At 45.7% G+C, this 15,420-nt stretch carries 13 protein-coding genes; 8 read left to right on the top strand and 5 right to left on the bottom strand.

Annotated features, from left to right (window positions below):
• The first annotated feature begins 130 nt into the window (after window positions 1–130).
• The 6 genes from ACE2AL_RS17885 to ACE2AL_RS17860 are packed head-to-tail and all read left to right on the top strand — an operon-like array spanning window position 131 to window position 7,105.
• Window positions 131–1,690: an ABC transporter substrate-binding protein gene (locus tag ACE2AL_RS17885; protein ID WP_375083738.1), complete on the top strand. Its 1,560-nt coding sequence runs from the start codon at window positions 131–133 to the stop codon at window positions 1,688–1,690.
• A gap of 18 nt (window positions 1,691–1,708) precedes the next feature.
• A complete protein-coding gene (locus tag ACE2AL_RS17880; RefSeq protein WP_206083795.1) occupies window positions 1,709–2,656 on the top strand; it encodes an ABC transporter permease in 948 nt (315 codons plus the stop codon).
• Complete coding sequence (locus tag ACE2AL_RS17875) at window positions 2,653–4,470, top strand: dipeptide/oligopeptide/nickel ABC transporter permease/ATP-binding protein (RefSeq protein ID WP_206083384.1); 1,818 nt, start codon at window positions 2,653–2,655, stop codon at window positions 4,468–4,470. The genes ACE2AL_RS17880 and ACE2AL_RS17875 overlap by 4 nt, the downstream gene beginning before the upstream one ends.
• Window positions 4,467–5,261 (top strand): ATP-binding cassette domain-containing protein, encoded by a 795-nt coding sequence (locus ACE2AL_RS17870; RefSeq protein WP_206083385.1) that lies wholly within the window; start codon window positions 4,467–4,469, stop codon window positions 5,259–5,261. The genes ACE2AL_RS17875 and ACE2AL_RS17870 overlap by 4 nt, the downstream gene beginning before the upstream one ends.
• Before the next feature lie 18 nt (window positions 5,262–5,279).
• Entirely contained in the window at window positions 5,280–6,050 is a 771-nt protein-coding gene (locus ACE2AL_RS17865) for a FadR/GntR family transcriptional regulator (RefSeq protein ID WP_206083386.1), read from the top strand.
• Window positions 6,051–6,055: 5 nt separating this feature from the next.
• Window positions 6,056–7,105 carry an osmoprotectant NAGGN system M42 family peptidase gene (locus ACE2AL_RS17860; RefSeq protein WP_206083387.1) on the top strand — a complete coding sequence of 350 codons (1,050 nt, stop codon included), beginning with the start codon at window positions 6,056–6,058 and terminating at the stop codon, window positions 7,103–7,105.
• Window positions 7,106–7,148: 43 nt separating this feature from the next.
• On the opposite strand, the gene dsdA is transcribed toward ACE2AL_RS17860, so the two are convergent.
• Window positions 7,149–8,483 (bottom strand): D-serine ammonia-lyase, encoded by a 1,335-nt coding sequence (gene dsdA, locus ACE2AL_RS17855; RefSeq protein ID WP_353165870.1) that lies wholly within the window; start codon window positions 8,481–8,483, stop codon window positions 7,149–7,151.
• A gap of 12 nt (window positions 8,484–8,495) precedes the next feature.
• Complete coding sequence (dsdX, locus tag ACE2AL_RS17850) at window positions 8,496–9,833, bottom strand: D-serine transporter DsdX (protein ID WP_206083389.1); 1,338 nt, start codon at window positions 9,831–9,833, stop codon at window positions 8,496–8,498.
• 209 nt (window positions 9,834–10,042) lie between these two features.
• On the opposite strand from dsdX, the gene dsdC reads away from it, so the two are divergent.
• Window positions 10,043–10,996, top strand: coding sequence for a DNA-binding transcriptional regulator DsdC (dsdC, locus tag ACE2AL_RS17845; protein ID WP_206083390.1), 954 nt, complete (start codon window positions 10,043–10,045; stop codon window positions 10,994–10,996).
• 80 nt (window positions 10,997–11,076) lie between these two features.
• Window positions 11,077–12,099: a LacI family DNA-binding transcriptional regulator gene (locus ACE2AL_RS17840; protein ID WP_272539344.1), complete on the top strand. Its 1,023-nt coding sequence runs from the start codon at window positions 11,077–11,079 to the stop codon at window positions 12,097–12,099.
• 49 nt (window positions 12,100–12,148) lie between these two features.
• Here the strand turns inward: ACE2AL_RS17840 and ACE2AL_RS17835 are convergent, their stop codons facing one another.
• The 3 genes from ACE2AL_RS17835 to ACE2AL_RS17825 are packed head-to-tail and all read right to left on the bottom strand — an operon-like array spanning window position 12,149 to window position 15,419.
• Window positions 12,149–13,129 carry an NAD(P)-dependent oxidoreductase gene (locus ACE2AL_RS17835; RefSeq protein WP_206083392.1) on the bottom strand — a complete coding sequence of 327 codons (981 nt, stop codon included), beginning with the start codon at window positions 13,127–13,129 and terminating at the stop codon, window positions 12,149–12,151.
• 12 nt (window positions 13,130–13,141) lie between these two features.
• Window positions 13,142–14,422, bottom strand: a complete 1,281-nt coding sequence (locus ACE2AL_RS17830) for an MFS transporter (RefSeq protein ID WP_272681475.1) — start codon at window positions 14,420–14,422, stop codon at window positions 13,142–13,144.
• A 13-nt stretch (window positions 14,423–14,435) separates the two neighbouring features.
• Complete coding sequence (locus tag ACE2AL_RS17825) at window positions 14,436–15,419, bottom strand: sugar kinase (RefSeq protein ID WP_272539343.1); 984 nt, start codon at window positions 15,417–15,419, stop codon at window positions 14,436–14,438.
• Window position 15,420: the final 1 nt, after the last annotated feature.

The following is a 15,420-nucleotide window of genomic DNA, read 5'->3' as shown; positions in this document are numbered from 1 at the left end:
TTTATCATTATAAATTGTTGCGTGAAATATAATTTATCATCATAAATAAAGAAAAAGATAAAATAATTAACAAAATTGACACAAATCACATTTCAAATACCACATAGCACGGTTAACACTGGGGGGTTGTATGAGAATACGTTTAGGTAGGTGGATTGCAGCTGTTTTGCTGCTCTCTTTGTTTTCATTACCGACTCAGGCGTCAAAATATAATGATGTGCTGCTGTTAGGGCAGGTTGCAGAACCGCAATCTCTAGACCCTCAAGTGGCAACGGCAGCGAATGACTCACGGATTTTAGTCAATATCTATGAAGGGCTGGTACGCAATACGGATGGCACGTTGACGCTTGAACCTGCTCTCGCAAAGTCATGGAACGTCAGTGATGATGGGCTAACTTATACTTTCCAGTTACGCGACAATATTTGGTTTCATGATGGTAGCCCATTTAATGCGCAAGCCGTGAAGTTTACATTTGAACGTATGTTGGATAATCAGCACCCTTACTATTTTACTGGGCCATTTCCGCTGTCGTTTTTCTTTTCTGCTATCGACAAGATTGATACCCCCGATGATTTAACTGTGGTTTTTACGTTAAAAGAACCTTTTGCACCTTTTTTGTCGAATTTAGCGACACCCGCAGGCCTGATTGTGTCACCTGCTGCGGTTAAGCAATACGGTAAAGATTTTAGTCGCCACCCAAGTGGTACAGGGCCTTTTAAATTCGATGAGTGGACTGCCAACCAACGAGTGGTTGTGTCAGCTAATGACAACTATTGGGAGGGTAAACCAGCCCTAAAACACGTGGTTTTTCGTCCAATTACTGATGCCAATACGCGCGTAGCAGAGATGTTGTCTGGGGGCATTGATGCAATGGTTGAAGTCCCTGCTGATAATGTTCCCCTTTTTGCAAGGGATAGTCGCTTTCGGGTATACGAAGCTACAGGCCCTCATGTGTGGTACAGCATGTTAAATGCTTCATTACCACCGTTTGATGATGTGCGTGTTCGCCAAGCGGTGAACTATGCAGTGAATAAGCAAAATATTGTTAAATATATTCTTCAAGACTCTGCAGATGTCGCGGAAGGTCCGATCCCTTCCGCGTTCGATTGGGCATTTGATAAAGAAACCTCAGCATATCCTTATGATCCGAAAAAAGCCCGCGAGCTTATTAAAGAGGCTGGAGCCGAAGGGCAGAAAATTGTGTTTTACGTGACCGAAGGGGGCTCAGGCATGTTAGACCCTATTCCGATGGCAACAGCAATCCAAGCGGATTTAAAAGCGGTTGGGTTATCGGTGGAAATTCAAACTTTTGAATGGAATACCTATCTGTCGAAGGTCAATGCGGGGCTAAAAGAGGCGCACATGGCGGAGATGGCATGGATGACCAATGATCCTGATACATTGCCCTTCTTGACCTTACATTCCGCCTCTTGGCCTGATAAAGGCGGGTTCAATTCAGGTTATTACAGTAATAAACAACTTGATGCATTGCTGGATAAGGCGCGGGTCACCAATAGCCTTAAAGAGCGTGCTGCACTGTATCGGCAAGTGCAAAAAATAGTCCATCAAGATGCGCCTTGGTTATTTGTCGCTAACTGGAAGCAAAATGCCGTGGCAAGTGAGCATGTTCAGCACTTCAAATTACAACCGAACTTTAATTTATTACTTAAAGATGTTCGTAAAGACTAATTTTATGGGGAAAAAATGATGTGGTTATACTGTTTAAAGCGCATTTTAGCGACCATTCCCATATTGATTGGTTTGACGCTGATTGTCTTTTTGATCATGGCGATGATCCCTGGTGACCCTGCTCAAGCGCTCCTTGGGCCTTGGGCGACACCTGAGAATGTTTCGCGTGTAAAAGCGGAGCTTGGTTTAGATAAACCGTTATACCAACAGTATTTTATTTGGATGCAGAATTTAATATCGGGGGACTTTGGCCGCTCGTTTGTACTGAACCGCCCCGTCGTTGATGAAGTATTAGAACGTTTTTCGGCGACCTTAGTCCTGGGGGGGAGTGCTTTATTATTGAGCTCCGTGTTGGGCTTATTGGCAGGGATAATTTCTGCTATTCGCCAGTTTAGTTGGAGTGATAGATTCATTACTTTAGCGGTTTTATTAGGGATTTCAATGCCATCCTTCTGGATTGGGTTATTGATGATTATGGTTTTTTCCGTTCAACTGCAATGGTTCCCTGCATCAGGGATGTATGATATTTGGCAAGGTGGCGGCTTAGGGGATTTATTGCATCACCTTGTATTACCTGTCATTACGCTATCACTTGTTGCTACTGGCGTCATTGCCCGATTAACACGAACGGCCATGCTAGAAGTTTTACGCCTCGATTTCATTCGAACCGCGAGAGCCAAAGGGCTCAGTGAGCGTAAAGTCATTTTCCGTCATGCCTTTCGTATGGCACTGGTTTCCGTTATCCCCGTCATTGGGATTCAAGCGGGTTTTGTGTTTGGTGGCGCGGTGTATATCGAAACTGTTTTTCAGTGGCCAGGGCTAGGTGCAATGTTGGTCAAAGCCGTGGCAACCCGAGACTTATTCTTAGTTCAAGGGGGCGTCTTGATTGCAGCGGCGTCTTACGTGTTTATCAATTTGTTTGCTGATGTCCTGCAAGCCATGTTAGATCCGAGGTTGAAATCATGAGCCAAACGACAACACCGATTATTCAACATCGCCATCGACAATCTATTGGCTCGCTATTGCTAGCGAACCGTCTTGCGACGATTGGGTTGGTAATTTTAATGGTCATCATACTACTGGCATTATTGGCGCCTTGGCTACCATTGGATAACCCAGATGAAACCAATCTAGTGAACCGCTTATTACCTGTTTTTTCATCGGGGCATGTTTTAGGTACCGACCATTTGGGACGTGATATTTTATCGCGTTTATTATGGGGGACAAGAGTATCACTGATGGTGGGGATCTCTGCCACGCTTATTGCTGCCGTTTTTGGAACGTTAATAGGCTTAATTGCAGGCTATGTTGGTCACCGTACAGACACTATATTGATGCGTTGTATCGATATGCTTATGGCATTTCCTTATATTTTATTGGCACTGGCCATTGTCGCGGTATTAGGGCCAGGCTTATTAAATGCGTTATATGCGATTGCTTTAGTCAATATTCCCTTTTTTGCACGAAATATCCGTGGGTTAACGGTCGGGCTGCGTGATAGAGATTTCATTCAGGCAGCAAGATTGTCAGGTAAGAATCATTTACAGGTGTTATTAACTGAGGTTTTACCTAATGTACTGCCAATTATCGTGGTCACTATGTCGACGACTATTGGTTGGATGATTTTAGAAACCGCAGGGCTTTCGTTTTTAGGTTTAGGCACACAACCGCCGAATGCTGATCTCGGTTCGATGTTAGGGCAAGGGCGCGCACAAATGTTTGTGGCGCCTCATGTCGCTTTAGTGCCAGGTATTATGATTTTCCTAATTGTTATCAGTTTTAACTTATTGGGTGATGGCGTGCGTGATATTCTCGATCCACGTTTAAAATCAGGGGCTTTACACCGATCACAGCCAATGACCCAAACAGATCGCGTGAATATCCCAGCTAAAACGGCAGGCACTCAGGCCGTGCTGGAAGTGAAAAACCTTGCGGTGGCATTTCGCCAAGGCCACCAGCTACGTCCAACCGTCAAAGGGATTAGCTTTACCGTTGGTGCTGGTGAGTGCCTTGGTCTCATAGGGGAAAGTGGCTCGGGTAAGAGCGTGACCGCGCTGTCCATTATGGGGTTGTTGGCTTCGCCGCCCGCGGTGATTACAGCGGGTGGGGTGTATGTGGAACATGAAGAGATGTTGTCCTTGCCGCTTTCTATTATGCAACGGCGGCGTGGCGCACGGGTGTCGTATATTTTCCAAGACCCACTGACGACACTGCATCCGCAGTTTACGATTGGCGTACAGCTTCAGGAGGCTATCACCGCTCACCAAGCGTTATCCAACCAAGTGGCGAAAGTGAAAGCCATCGAACTTCTTGATAGCGTGGGGATCCCTGATGCGGCTGACAGATTCAGTGCTTATCCTCATGAGTTATCAGGCGGGCAACGCCAGCGGGTGGGGATTGCCATGGCGCTGGCAAACGACCCCGTGCTTATCATAGCGGATGAACCGACAACGGCGCTGGATGTGACTGTTCAAGCAAGAATTTTAGAATTACTGAATAAACTGCGCCGCGAACGGGGTGTAGCACTGTTGTTTATTACCCATGATTTCGCCGTGATTAACCAAATTTGCGACCGGGTTGCTGTGATGCAACAAGGGGAAATAGTGGAAACGGGCGTGACTCAAACGGTATTGCAGCACCCGCAACACCCTTACACGCAACGGCTAATTGCTAGTGTTCCAAAACTGGGGGAAGGCCGTCAATTTTTAACGCAAGTGGCCGCGCTTTATCGCAATGAAACCGATGACAAAAGTCTAAACGCAGCGCAGGAGGCACCATGAATACTGTGATTGAAGTGAATCAGCTAGTGAAAACATTTGGGCAGCCTCGTAGCCTATTTCATCCCAAAGGGCGGGAAGTCCATGCTCTGAAAAATATTTCACTGTCATTGTATGAAGGGGAAACATTGGCGGTTGTTGGCGAAAGTGGTTCAGGGAAAAGTACGCTCGCCCGCATTTTAGTGGGGCTGGAAAATGCCACCTCAGGGGACATTCAGGTTTTGGGTCAAAGCAAGGCACAGTGGCAAAAGCAAGGTGCTAAGGCCTTTGGACAAGCGATTCAGTACGTTTTTCAAGACCCTGTTGCATCGTTAAATCCACGAAAAACCATTGGGGAAACTTTATCGGTTCCATTGAAATATTTAAAGCACATGGCTCCCTCACAGCGTACTAATCGATTGGTAGAATTACTTGAAGCCGTCAATATGCCAATGGATTCATTAGCTTGCTACCCTCATGAGTTTTCAGGTGGGCAGGCTCAGCGCTTGGCGATAGCAAGGGCACTTGCTGCTGATGCGCGGGTATTGGTGCTTGATGAGCCCGTAAGTGCTTTGGATGTATCCGTGCAAGCCCAAGTTTTACTGCTTCTGGAAGAGTTAAAAGCGCAATTTTCACTCTCCTATTTATTTATTAGCCATGATTTAGCCGTCGTGGAATCAATCGCTGACAGAGTTGCCGTGCTGTATTTAGGGGATTTGCTTGAGTGCAGTGAAACCCGTCAGCTATTTGCGGCTCCTGAACATGCGTATACTCAAAACCTATTATCGAGTGCGCCACGTATTCGGACCTATTAAAACTTGTTGAGAGCAACTATGAGTATCGATAAGCCATCGGCAATTGAGCCGGTTCGCATTAAACGGACAGATGAAATTGTGAATGCCATTAAAGAAACCATTATGGCGGACAATCTCAGCCCCGGTGATCGGTTACCCCAAGAAAAAGACCTGATTGAGCGTTATAGCGCGAGTAAAAGCACGGTCAGGGAGGCGTTAAAATCCCTCGAAGTTCAAGGGCTGATAAAGACCAAAACGGGCCCAGGAGGCGGTGCATTTATTGATTCAATGACGGAATCACGGGCCATGAGCTTGTTATCTAACTATTTATTTACGCGGGATATTTCCATCAAGGATATCTATACATTGCGAAAATTGTTGGAGCCTGTTGTGGCAGTGAGTGCGATGGAAAAAATCGATAATGCAGGCATTCAAAAACTGTACGAAATCATCGCTATTTACGACCATGAACCTGCTGACGAAGAAGAGCGTTGGCAGCAGCGGATGGCGGAGCTCGATTTCCACACGGTTGTCGCGAGCTATTCGGATAATGTGCTTTTAGTATTTATTTGTCATTTTCTTCAGCGGTTACTGAAAGATTTAGCCGTCTGTAAAGATATTTATTTGAAACCTGAACCCGTTGATAGACGCCAAGGTATTGAATACCAATACCAATTGATAGAAGCCTTACGCCGCAAAGATGCACAAAAAGTACAAGCGGTCATGGAAGCGCACATGGATTATGCAGAACACGCCATGTTGGCTCTACAAGCCACCTTACAAGAACGTTTTTTAAGTGAAGATAGGTAATCATCATGATCGACACAGCATATCTAGCAAATGTATTACGCACATTGTTACAAACGCCGAGTCCTGTTGGGATGACTGATAAAGCGGTTGCGCAGACTCACCAATGGCTGACTGAATTGGGCTTCAAGCCACAGTATACGCGCCGTGGGGTACTGCACATTACATTAGGGTGGGATGAACCCAAACGTGCACTGGCCGCTCACTTAGATACCTTGGGAGCCATGGTCACCCAGTTAAAGTCTAACGGCCGCTTAGCGTTACGTAACACGGGGACATGGGCTGCGCGTTTTGCAGAAGGTGCAAGGGTGACAGTATTTAGTGATAACCACCAGTACCGCGGCACAATTTTGCCTTTAAAAGCATCAGGGCATCGCTTCAATACAGAGGTTGACACTCAAGTGGCGGATTGGGATAACCTCGAAATCCGCTTAGATGCTCCTTGTTATAACCTTGCTGATCTGCAATCTCACGGTTTGAACGTGGGAGACATTGTTGCGGTAGATGCTCAACCTGAATTCATTGATAACGGTTTTATTGTTTCTCGTCATTTGGATGACAAAGCAGGCTGTGCCGTCATGTTAGCTGCTCTGAAATCGCTGGTGGATGATGGCGTTGTGCCTGCGGTTTCTTGCCAAATGATGTTCACGATTTCTGAGGAAGTTGGTATTGGTGGAACCCATGGTTTTGGCTCACAAGTGCAAGAGTTATTGGCGATAGACAACTCAGTATCAGGGCCAGACCAAGCAACGCGGGATGATTCACTGACGCTAGCGTTTCGCGATAGAACAGGGCCATTTGATTTGGCAATCACCCGCCATTTATTGCAACTGTGCCAGCAATACGATATTCCCCATGTTCGCGATACGTTCAAACATTACCGCTCAGACAGTGCCGCGGCGATTGATGCAGGGTGGGATATTCGTGCGGCATTGGCGTGTTTTGCACTCGACAGTTCCCATGGTTGGGAAAGAACACACATGGATTCATTGGTGGCATTAGCCACGCTAGTCAGGCGTTATATTGAAAGTGATTTAGTTCCACTGCCTGGGCAGTAATCGATGAGAAACCCCCTCCACAGTATTGAAGGGGGTAGGATGATTAACTCAGTTTGGCTTGTGCTAAATATTTTTGCATTTCGTCACTCGGTACCATGCCGCCACCTGTTGCCCAAACAAGGTGAGTGGCATTCGCCATTTGCTGTGCACTAAGGCCTTTAGACTGCCAGTAATTAGTATTCTGTGTGACATGTATGCAACCTGTCATACCCGCAAGAGCAGAGGGTTCTAGTTTGATGCCTTCTGTTTTGTTGAGTAACCCTAACAAGTTATACATGTCTTGGTCATCAAGGGTGTAATACCCGTCGATTAACCGCTCCATCGCACGGCCTACAAAGCCAGAGGCACGCCCTACAGCAAGGCCATCTGCGGCAGTGATATTATCAATACCAATTTCTTGTACAGAAATACCATCGTGTAATCCAGTGTGGACGCCCAAAAGCATGCACGGTGAATGCGTTGGTTCCGCGAACAGACAGTGTGCGTCGTCACCAAATGCCAGTTTCAACCCAAAGGCAACCCCGCCAGGGCCACCGCCGACACCGCAAGGCAGGTAGACAAATAGTGGGTGGTCTTTATCAACAATAACACCTTGTTCCGCAAATTGTTTTTTCAGACGCAGCCCCGCGACGGCATAACCTAAAAATAGGGTTGTGGAGTTTTCGTCATCAATAAAGAAACAATTTGGGTCTTGTTCTGCTTCTTTACGACCTTGTTCAACGGCAATGCTGTAATCTTGTTCATATTCAACGACATTAACGCCATGTGAGCGTAGTTTGTCTTTCTTCCACTGGCGCGCATCCGCAGACATATGCACGCTGACGCTAAAGCCTAATTTGGCACTCATGATGCCGATAGACATCCCTAAGTTACCTGTTGAGCCAACCGCGATACTATATTGGCTAAAGAATTGGCGGAATTTATCAGAAAATAGAACTTCATAATTATCATCAATGGATAACAACCCTGCCCCAAGTGCTAGTTTTTCGGCGTGAGTGAGTACTTCATAAATCCCCCCGCGCGCTTTGATAGAGCCAGAAATAGGCAAGTGGCTATCTTTCTTTAATAAAATTTTCCCGGTGATTGGCGTTTGGTAACGCGCTTCGAGCGCGGTTTGCATATTGGCGATTGCAACTACATCAGATTCGATAATCCCTTGAGTAGCTTGTGTTTCTGGGAACGCTTTCATCAAATACGGTGCAAAACGGTTTAAACGCGCTTCGGCATCTTGAACATCACTAATGGTCAGCCCCACATAAGGTAAACCCGCTTCTGTGGTGGTGGCGTTAGGGTTGAACCATGCCACGTGTTTTAAATTGATTAAGTCCTGAACTAAAGGGTAGTCAGCAATTAACTTATTCACGTTTATCTGAGTCATAATTACTCTCTTTTAAATCACAAATGAAAGTGCAAAGGTGCCTGCCAGCGCAACAAGGGATGCGATAAGGGTGGCGACACTATAAAAACGGAATGTTTCAGCCAAGGTGGCATTACAATATTGTTTAACCAGCCAGAACAGGGAGTCTGTGACGATAGTACAACCAATCGCACCAGAACCAATGGCTAATGTCATAATTTCTGGGCTGATGTGTGGGTACATTGGCATTAACGGTGCCACAATGGCGGTGGCGCCCATCATGGCAACAGTGGCGGAGCCGACAGCAGCGTGCAGAATAATCGCCACTAACCATGCCAGCAAAATTGGGTGCATGTCGATACCAGAAAGCACTAACGCAAGAGAATCACTCAGTCCGCTACCTTTTAAAATGCCGTTAAATGCACCACCTGCACCAATAATCAGTAAGATATTGGCGATCGAACTAAAGCTTTCTTCGGTTTTACTGAGCAATACGCTCATGCCCATATTACGGCGAATACCTAGCATGTAATACGCGACAAACGCGGCAATAAACATGGCGGTAATGGGGTTACCGATAAACTGTAGTAAGGTATATAACTGATTGTCTTTACTCATGTTTAAATCAGCGGCTGTTTTGATTAACATGAGAATAATTGGCAGTAAAACGGTAAATAATGTGGCACTTAAAGAGGGTAAGTCTTTTTCGTCACGCACCTCGAGGTCAGAAAATGCCTCTGGTACGGTTTTAAACGGTAAACGCTCACCTAGGAATTTCAGAAATAGTGGCCCACCCACTAATGAAGCCACTAGCCCCACAGCCAACCCTGCAACAATTACCGTACCAATATCTGCACCTAATTCATTGGTGACAAATAGCGCGGCAGGGTGTGGTGGCACGATGCAATGCACTGCCATCAGTGCAGTACAAAGTGGAATAGCGAGTTTTAATAACGAGGTATTGGTTCTTTTGGCAATGGAAAACGCCAGTGGGATCAATAACACCACACCGACTTCAACAAACAGGGTGATACCGCAGATTAAACCAATTAACACCATGGTGACATCGGGGGTTAACCAGCGGCTTTTTTGTAAGGTGACGCCGATGCGTTCCGCAGCCCCCGAGATTTCCATCATTTTTCCGAGGATAGTCCCCAGCCCGATAATGGCGGCGAGGAAACCAAGTGTACCACCAATCCCATTTTCAATGGCATTTACCATTTCTAACGGGTTCATTTTCATGGAGATACCGACAAAGAAGCTGGCGAGTAAAAGGGCTAAAAAAGGGTGAAACTTAAATTTAATAATTGAAACGATGATCAGCAAGATACTAATAACCAGCGTGCCGAGCATCCACATTGTAGAGTCCATATCCTACCCCTAATCATTTTGTTGTTGTGCCTATATTGGATAATAAATATGCAGGAGTGACAAACGATGAAACTTAAGTCTTAGGTGAATTAAATTAACTCAATGGCGTGATATTGGTCATAAAAAAGGGTGATTTACCGATTTGCATCATAATAATTCATGTTAAACGCGCTATTCTGGAAAAATGCAGAACTGACCGAGGAGGTTCGATGTCACCTAATCTTAATCCCTTTGAGCAATCGGGTTTTATTCAATGGCATAAGCGGCTGTCAAGCCATCAGCTTTCCCGTTTACACACTTTTGAAGCGGCGGCTCGTCATTGTTCTTTTGCTCTTGCATCACAAGAATTGGCGCTAACGCCTAGTGCAGTGAGCCACCGAATTAATACCCTTGAAGAGGAATTAGGCTTTAAGTTATTTGAGCGTTTTCATCGGCGTATTGAGCTAACCGCGGACGGCGAGCGGATTTATTGGGCACTGCGCAAAAACTTGGATGATATCAACCAAGAAATTCTGGATATTAAAAACCAAGAGATTTCAGGGGAATTGACCGTGTATTCACGGCCTTCTATTGCCCAGTGTTGGCTTATCCCTAAAATTGCTGACTTTACCAACCAATACCCGTCAATTCAGCTCAATTTATTAACGGGGAATGATGACGTTAATTTTCGTGGTTATGGTATTGATGTGGCGATTTATTACGATGATATTACGCGGCCTAACTTGTATTGCGAAGATTTAATGCCTGAATCCATTGTGCCTGTATGCAGCCCACAATATGCCAAGCAGCATGATTTGATGGACAATATTTATCAACTCAAAAACTGTACTTTGTTGCATGACAGGCAGGCTTGGAGCAGTAACTCCGATTATGATGAATGGAAAGCGTGGAGCGAACACTACCAGTTATCGTTATTTCCTCACCGTCGGAACCTATGTTTTGACCGCTCAGACTTGGCGATTGTAGCAGCCATGAACCATGCGGGCGTGGCAATGGGACGCAAGCAGTTGGTTGAAAAACGCATTAAGCGCCAAGAGCTAGTGATGCCTTTTGGTGATATTGCACTCAAGTGTCAACAACGCCACTATTTTGCGATGTTAAATGAAAAACGTAACCCCAAAGCAGATATTTTTATTCAGTGGCTAAAACAGCAAGTTAGATGAATATGGCAAGAAAATTGCTGTTAATTCGAGTAAGATAAGGCATTAGCCTTTCTTTTCATCACATGGAAAAAACGCGCGCGATGGCACCGAAAATTCAAAAAGTAGCAACAATTAAAGATGTGGCTGCCAAAGCACAGGCAGGGAAAACCAGTATCTCACGTTATTTAAACGGTGAATTACATTTGCTGTCGGATAACATGCGCCAACGTATTGAAGCAGCAATCCAAGAATTGAATTATCGCCCAAACCAAATGGCGCGTAGCTTAAAGCATGGTCGTACAGGGTTGATAGGGTTGATTATTGCCGATATCGGAAATCCATTCTCGGTGGAGGTGCTCAAAGGGGTCGAGTCAGAGTCCATCAAGCAAGGGTTTATGACGGTGGTGTGCAATGCAAACAATAGCATTGAGCTGGAATGCCAATTTATTCAGTTATTAAAAGGCTACCGTGTTGATGGGTTAATTATTAATTCAGCGGGGGTGAACGCACAATTTATTGATGTGCTAAAACAAACCACATTGCCTTTTGTTTTACTCGATAGAAAAATCGAGGATTTCCCATGTGATATGGTCGGCTTAGATAACCCTGCATCTGCTGAGATGGCATTTAACCACTTGATAGAACAAGGTTTCGAGGCAATTTGCTTTGTGACCGAACCCATTGAATATAACAGCGCGCGTAAAGAGCGCCTGCAAACTTTCCAACGCTTGCTAAACCAGCAAGGGCAAGTAAAAGGCGAGTTTCACCAAATCACCTTACCAGACCCAGCGCAATTAGATTCCATCGTTGCCAACTTTTGCGCTTCGCACCGTGGTATGCGTAAAGCGATTGTGGCGGCAAATGGTGTGTTAACCTTGCAGCTTGCCTATGTGATGAACCAACAAGGGTTACGTTGGGGGGCAGATATTGGCTTTCTCAGTTTTGATAACCTCGAATGGGCGGCCTTTGCTGGGCAAGGGATCACCTCTGTTTCACAGCCTACAGCCGAAATGGGCCACAAAGCGGTTGAGTGTTTATTAGAAAAGCTGGAAAATCCCGAAAAAGCCCCAACACAATATCTGTTCCATGGTGAGTTAGTGGTGAGGAATTCAACCACATTGTAAGGCAGGATAACACAAAGAGGGGAGCGCCTCTTTGTGTTATCGATAGAAACTAGCGTGCTTGTATCGCGCTTATATTGGCGCAATTTTCGCTAAGGTCACCGTTTAGTGCGGCAATGAGGTTATCGACTGCACATTCGACCATCGCATAGCGCGTTTCATGGGTGGCAGAACCGATGTGGGGCAGGGCAACCACATTCGGTAATGTGAGCAGTTTAGAATCTGTTGGTAGTGGCTCTACCTCAAACACATCCAAGCCCGCACCGCGTATCGTGCCATTTTCTAAGGCTGCAATCAGCGCCGCTTCATCAATAATCTTCCCGCGAGAACCATTGATCAAAAATGCGCTAGGTTTCATTTTCGCCAGCTCGGTTTTACCGATCAGTTTTTCCGTGGATGGCAATAATGGGACTACCACGCAAACAAAGTCAGACTCTTTCAGTAGCGTATCTAAATCACAGCGTCGGGCATTCAGTTTTGTCTCAGCCTCTGCATGTGCATGGTTGCTGTAATAGAGAACAGGCATGCCAAAGCCTGCATTTGCGCGCTTTGCCACGGCATAACCAATACGACCCATACCTAAAATACCGATGGTTTTGCCATTCACGTTACTGCCGTAATCACTTTCGCCAATGCTTTTTGTCCATTGACCATTTTTCACCATTTCCGCCATTTCAATAATGCGGCGGGCACTGCAAAGTACTAAGGTGAAAATAGTGTCTGCGGTGGTTTCAGTGAGCACATTGGGGGTGTGCATTAAGGGGATTTTACGAGCATTCATAGCGTCAATGTCAAACTGGTCAACGCCAACTGAAATGGTTGATGCTGCTTTTAAGTGTGGCGCAAGGGCTAGCTCTTTTGCCGTAATCGGGTAGCTTGCGCCAATAATACCCTCTGCGGTACTTAATGCTTGCTGGAAACTCGCTCTGTTTTCTTCTGTCACTTCATCAAAAACAGTAACATTAAATTGCTGCTGTAAGCGTGCAAGTTGCGTATTGGGGATCGTTTTATACAAAATAACATTCTTTTTCATGGTTGCCCCTTATTAAGCGTGTTTGGCGATAGCGGAACTGTTGTTCGGTTCTTGGTTGGGTTTCACAATTAGCGTAAAGAACACTGAGGCTAACAATGCTAGACCCATAAACATATAGGAAGCACTTGGGCTTCCTGTGGCACCATTGAGGTAACCGACAAACCATGAGCCAAAGAATGACCCCAAGGCCCCCATGCTGTTGATCAGCGCCATTGCGCCTCCAGCCACGTTTTTCGGTAACATTTCAGGGATAATCGCAAAAAATGGGCCATAAGGTGCGTACATGGCGGCACCCGCAATCACCAGTAATGTATAAGATAACCAGAAATTTGAATTGCCTAGCATGTAAGAACCAAGAAAGCACACTGCGCCGATTAAGAGCATTGGCCAGACAAATAATTTACGGTTATGCATACGGTCTGAAGCCCATGATACCAAAATCATCGCCAACGTGGCGGCAAGATATGGCACCGCAGAGAGCCAGCCTGTTTCTACCATGCCTAAGTTTGATGCACCGCGAATAATCGAAGGTAGCCATAACACAAAGCCATAAACCCCGATACTCCAGCAGAAATATTGTGCGCACAGCAGCACAACATTGCGTGATTTGAACGCCTCGCGGTAATTGCGTACAGGTTTAATATTTTTTTGTTCATCACTGAGGATTTTGTCTAAATCGTCTTTTTCTTGTTGGCTTAACCAATTAACTTGGCTTGGTTTATCACGTGCAGTTCGCCACCAGAAAAATGCCCATAAAACCGCGGGAACACCTTCAATGATGAACATTTCACGCCAACCAAAAGCTTGGATTAAGTAACCCGATAACACTGACATCCATAACACTGTTACGGGATTACCTAAAATTAAAAAGGTATTCGCTCGTGAGCGTTCGGATTGAGTGAACCAGTTACTGATGTAGATAAGCATGGCTGGCATGACCGCGGCTTCGACCACACCTAAGCTGAAACGGATAATCACCAACATAGGGATATTGCTGACCATCCCTGTCAAGCTGGCAAACATACCCCACAGGAAAATACAGGCAAAAATCAGTTTTCTGACGCTGCGTTTCTCCGCGTAGATAGCCCCAGGGATTTGGAAGAAAAAGTACCCCAAGAAAAATAGGGAACCAAGCAGGGAGGACATCCCTTTGGTAATCCCTAGGTCGGCGTTGATCCCTGCGGCAGCGGCAAAGCTATAGTTTGCGCGGTCGAGGTAGGCAAGGCTGTAGGTGATAAACACGATTGGCATAATGCGCCACCAACGTGACATCGCAGGAGCTCTGGTTGTCATAATCTATTCCTTCTTAGCACGCAGCATCTGCGGTGGTTGAGGGGGAAAATGCCATTATTTCTTGCTGTAACTGCGCTTTCGTCGGTAAGCCTTCACTATCACCAATCACTTGGATAGCCCTTGCACCGATAAAGTTTCCTCTTTCGACGGCTTGAGGTAAAGATAACCCTTCGAGAAGCGCGCTAATAACCCCAACGGCAAAGCCATCGCCAGCGCCAACGGTATCCACCACATTTTTGACTAAGTAAGCAGGGACGATACCTTGCTGGTTATTTGATGTTTTATAATAAGCGCCTTGCTCACCTGTTTTGATGACAACGGCTTCTACCCCTTGCGAGAGGTAAAAATCGGCAATGGCTTCGGGTTGGTCAAAACCTGTGAGGATTTTCCCCTCTTTTAAACCTGGCAAGACCCAATTGGCGTGAAAGGCTAACTGGTTTAATTGCGCCACCATTTCATTTTCACTGCGCCATAACGATGGGCGCAAGTTAGGGTCAAAAGATAATGTTTTTCCTACATTTCGCATCCATTTCGCAGCATAGAGTGATAATTGGTAACTGGTGGCAGAAAGCGCTGCGGCGACGCCGCTTAAATGTAAGTGGCGTGCAGAGGAAAAATAATCTTCATTGAAATCAGTGAGGTCTAAATGACTTGCTGCTGAACCTTTACGGAAATACTCCACTTTGGGATCGGTTCCATTTTCAGCTTTAGATTTAAGCTGAAAGCCCGTTGGGTAATTTTCATCGAATTTAACACATTGATGATCAACATGTTCTTTATCTAGTGTACTTTGGATAAAGCGCCCAAAAGAATCATTGCCTAGGCGACTCACCCAGCCGCTTTTTAAGCCGATACGAGAAAGACCTATCGCCACATTCAGTTCTGCTCCCGCAGCACGGCGAACAAAGCTTTCAACTTCATGGAGCTCACCAGTATTTATCGCCACAAACATCATCATGGCTTCGCCAAGGGTTACAACATCTAATTGATTTTTCATG

It is taken from the genome of Providencia xihuensis, assembly GCF_041953405.1.
In the GTDB taxonomy this organism is placed as follows: Bacteria; Pseudomonadota; Gammaproteobacteria; order Enterobacterales; family Enterobacteriaceae; genus Providencia; species Providencia vermicola.
The sequence above is the reverse complement of the archived record's forward strand: the minus strand, read 5'-3'. Positions and strand labels throughout refer to the sequence as shown.

Excerpts from the sequence above, each read along its gene's own strand:
- ACE2AL_RS17875 (WP_206083384.1), top strand. The coding sequence starts at position 2,653 with ATGAGCCAAACGACAACACCGATTATTCAACATCGCCATCGACAATCT.
- ACE2AL_RS17825 (WP_272539343.1), bottom strand. The coding sequence starts at position 15,419 with ATGAAAAATCAATTAGATGTTGTAACCCTTGGCGAAGCCATGATGATG.
- ACE2AL_RS17880 (WP_206083795.1), top strand. The coding sequence starts at position 1,709 with ATGTGGTTATACTGTTTAAAGCGCATTTTAGCGACCATTCCCATATTG.
- ACE2AL_RS17840 (WP_272539344.1), top strand. The coding sequence starts at position 11,077 with ATGGCACCGAAAATTCAAAAAGTAGCAACAATTAAAGATGTGGCTGCC.
- ACE2AL_RS17865 (WP_206083386.1), top strand. The coding sequence starts at position 5,280 with ATGAGTATCGATAAGCCATCGGCAATTGAGCCGGTTCGCATTAAACGG.
- ACE2AL_RS17885 (WP_375083738.1), top strand. The coding sequence starts at position 131 with ATGAGAATACGTTTAGGTAGGTGGATTGCAGCTGTTTTGCTGCTCTCT.
- ACE2AL_RS17830 (WP_272681475.1), bottom strand. The coding sequence starts at position 14,422 with ATGACAACCAGAGCTCCTGCGATGTCACGTTGGTGGCGCATTATGCCA.
- dsdA (WP_353165870.1), bottom strand. The coding sequence starts at position 8,483 with ATGACTCAGATAAACGTGAATAAGTTAATTGCTGACTACCCTTTAGTT.
- ACE2AL_RS17835 (WP_206083392.1), bottom strand. The coding sequence starts at position 13,129 with ATGAAAAAGAATGTTATTTTGTATAAAACGATCCCCAATACGCAACTT.
- ACE2AL_RS17860 (WP_206083387.1), top strand. The coding sequence starts at position 6,056 with ATGATCGACACAGCATATCTAGCAAATGTATTACGCACATTGTTACAA.
- dsdX (WP_206083389.1), bottom strand. The coding sequence starts at position 9,833 with ATGGACTCTACAATGTGGATGCTCGGCACGCTGGTTATTAGTATCTTG.
- dsdC (WP_206083390.1), top strand. The coding sequence starts at position 10,043 with ATGTCACCTAATCTTAATCCCTTTGAGCAATCGGGTTTTATTCAATGG.
- ACE2AL_RS17870 (WP_206083385.1), top strand. The coding sequence starts at position 4,467 with ATGAATACTGTGATTGAAGTGAATCAGCTAGTGAAAACATTTGGGCAG.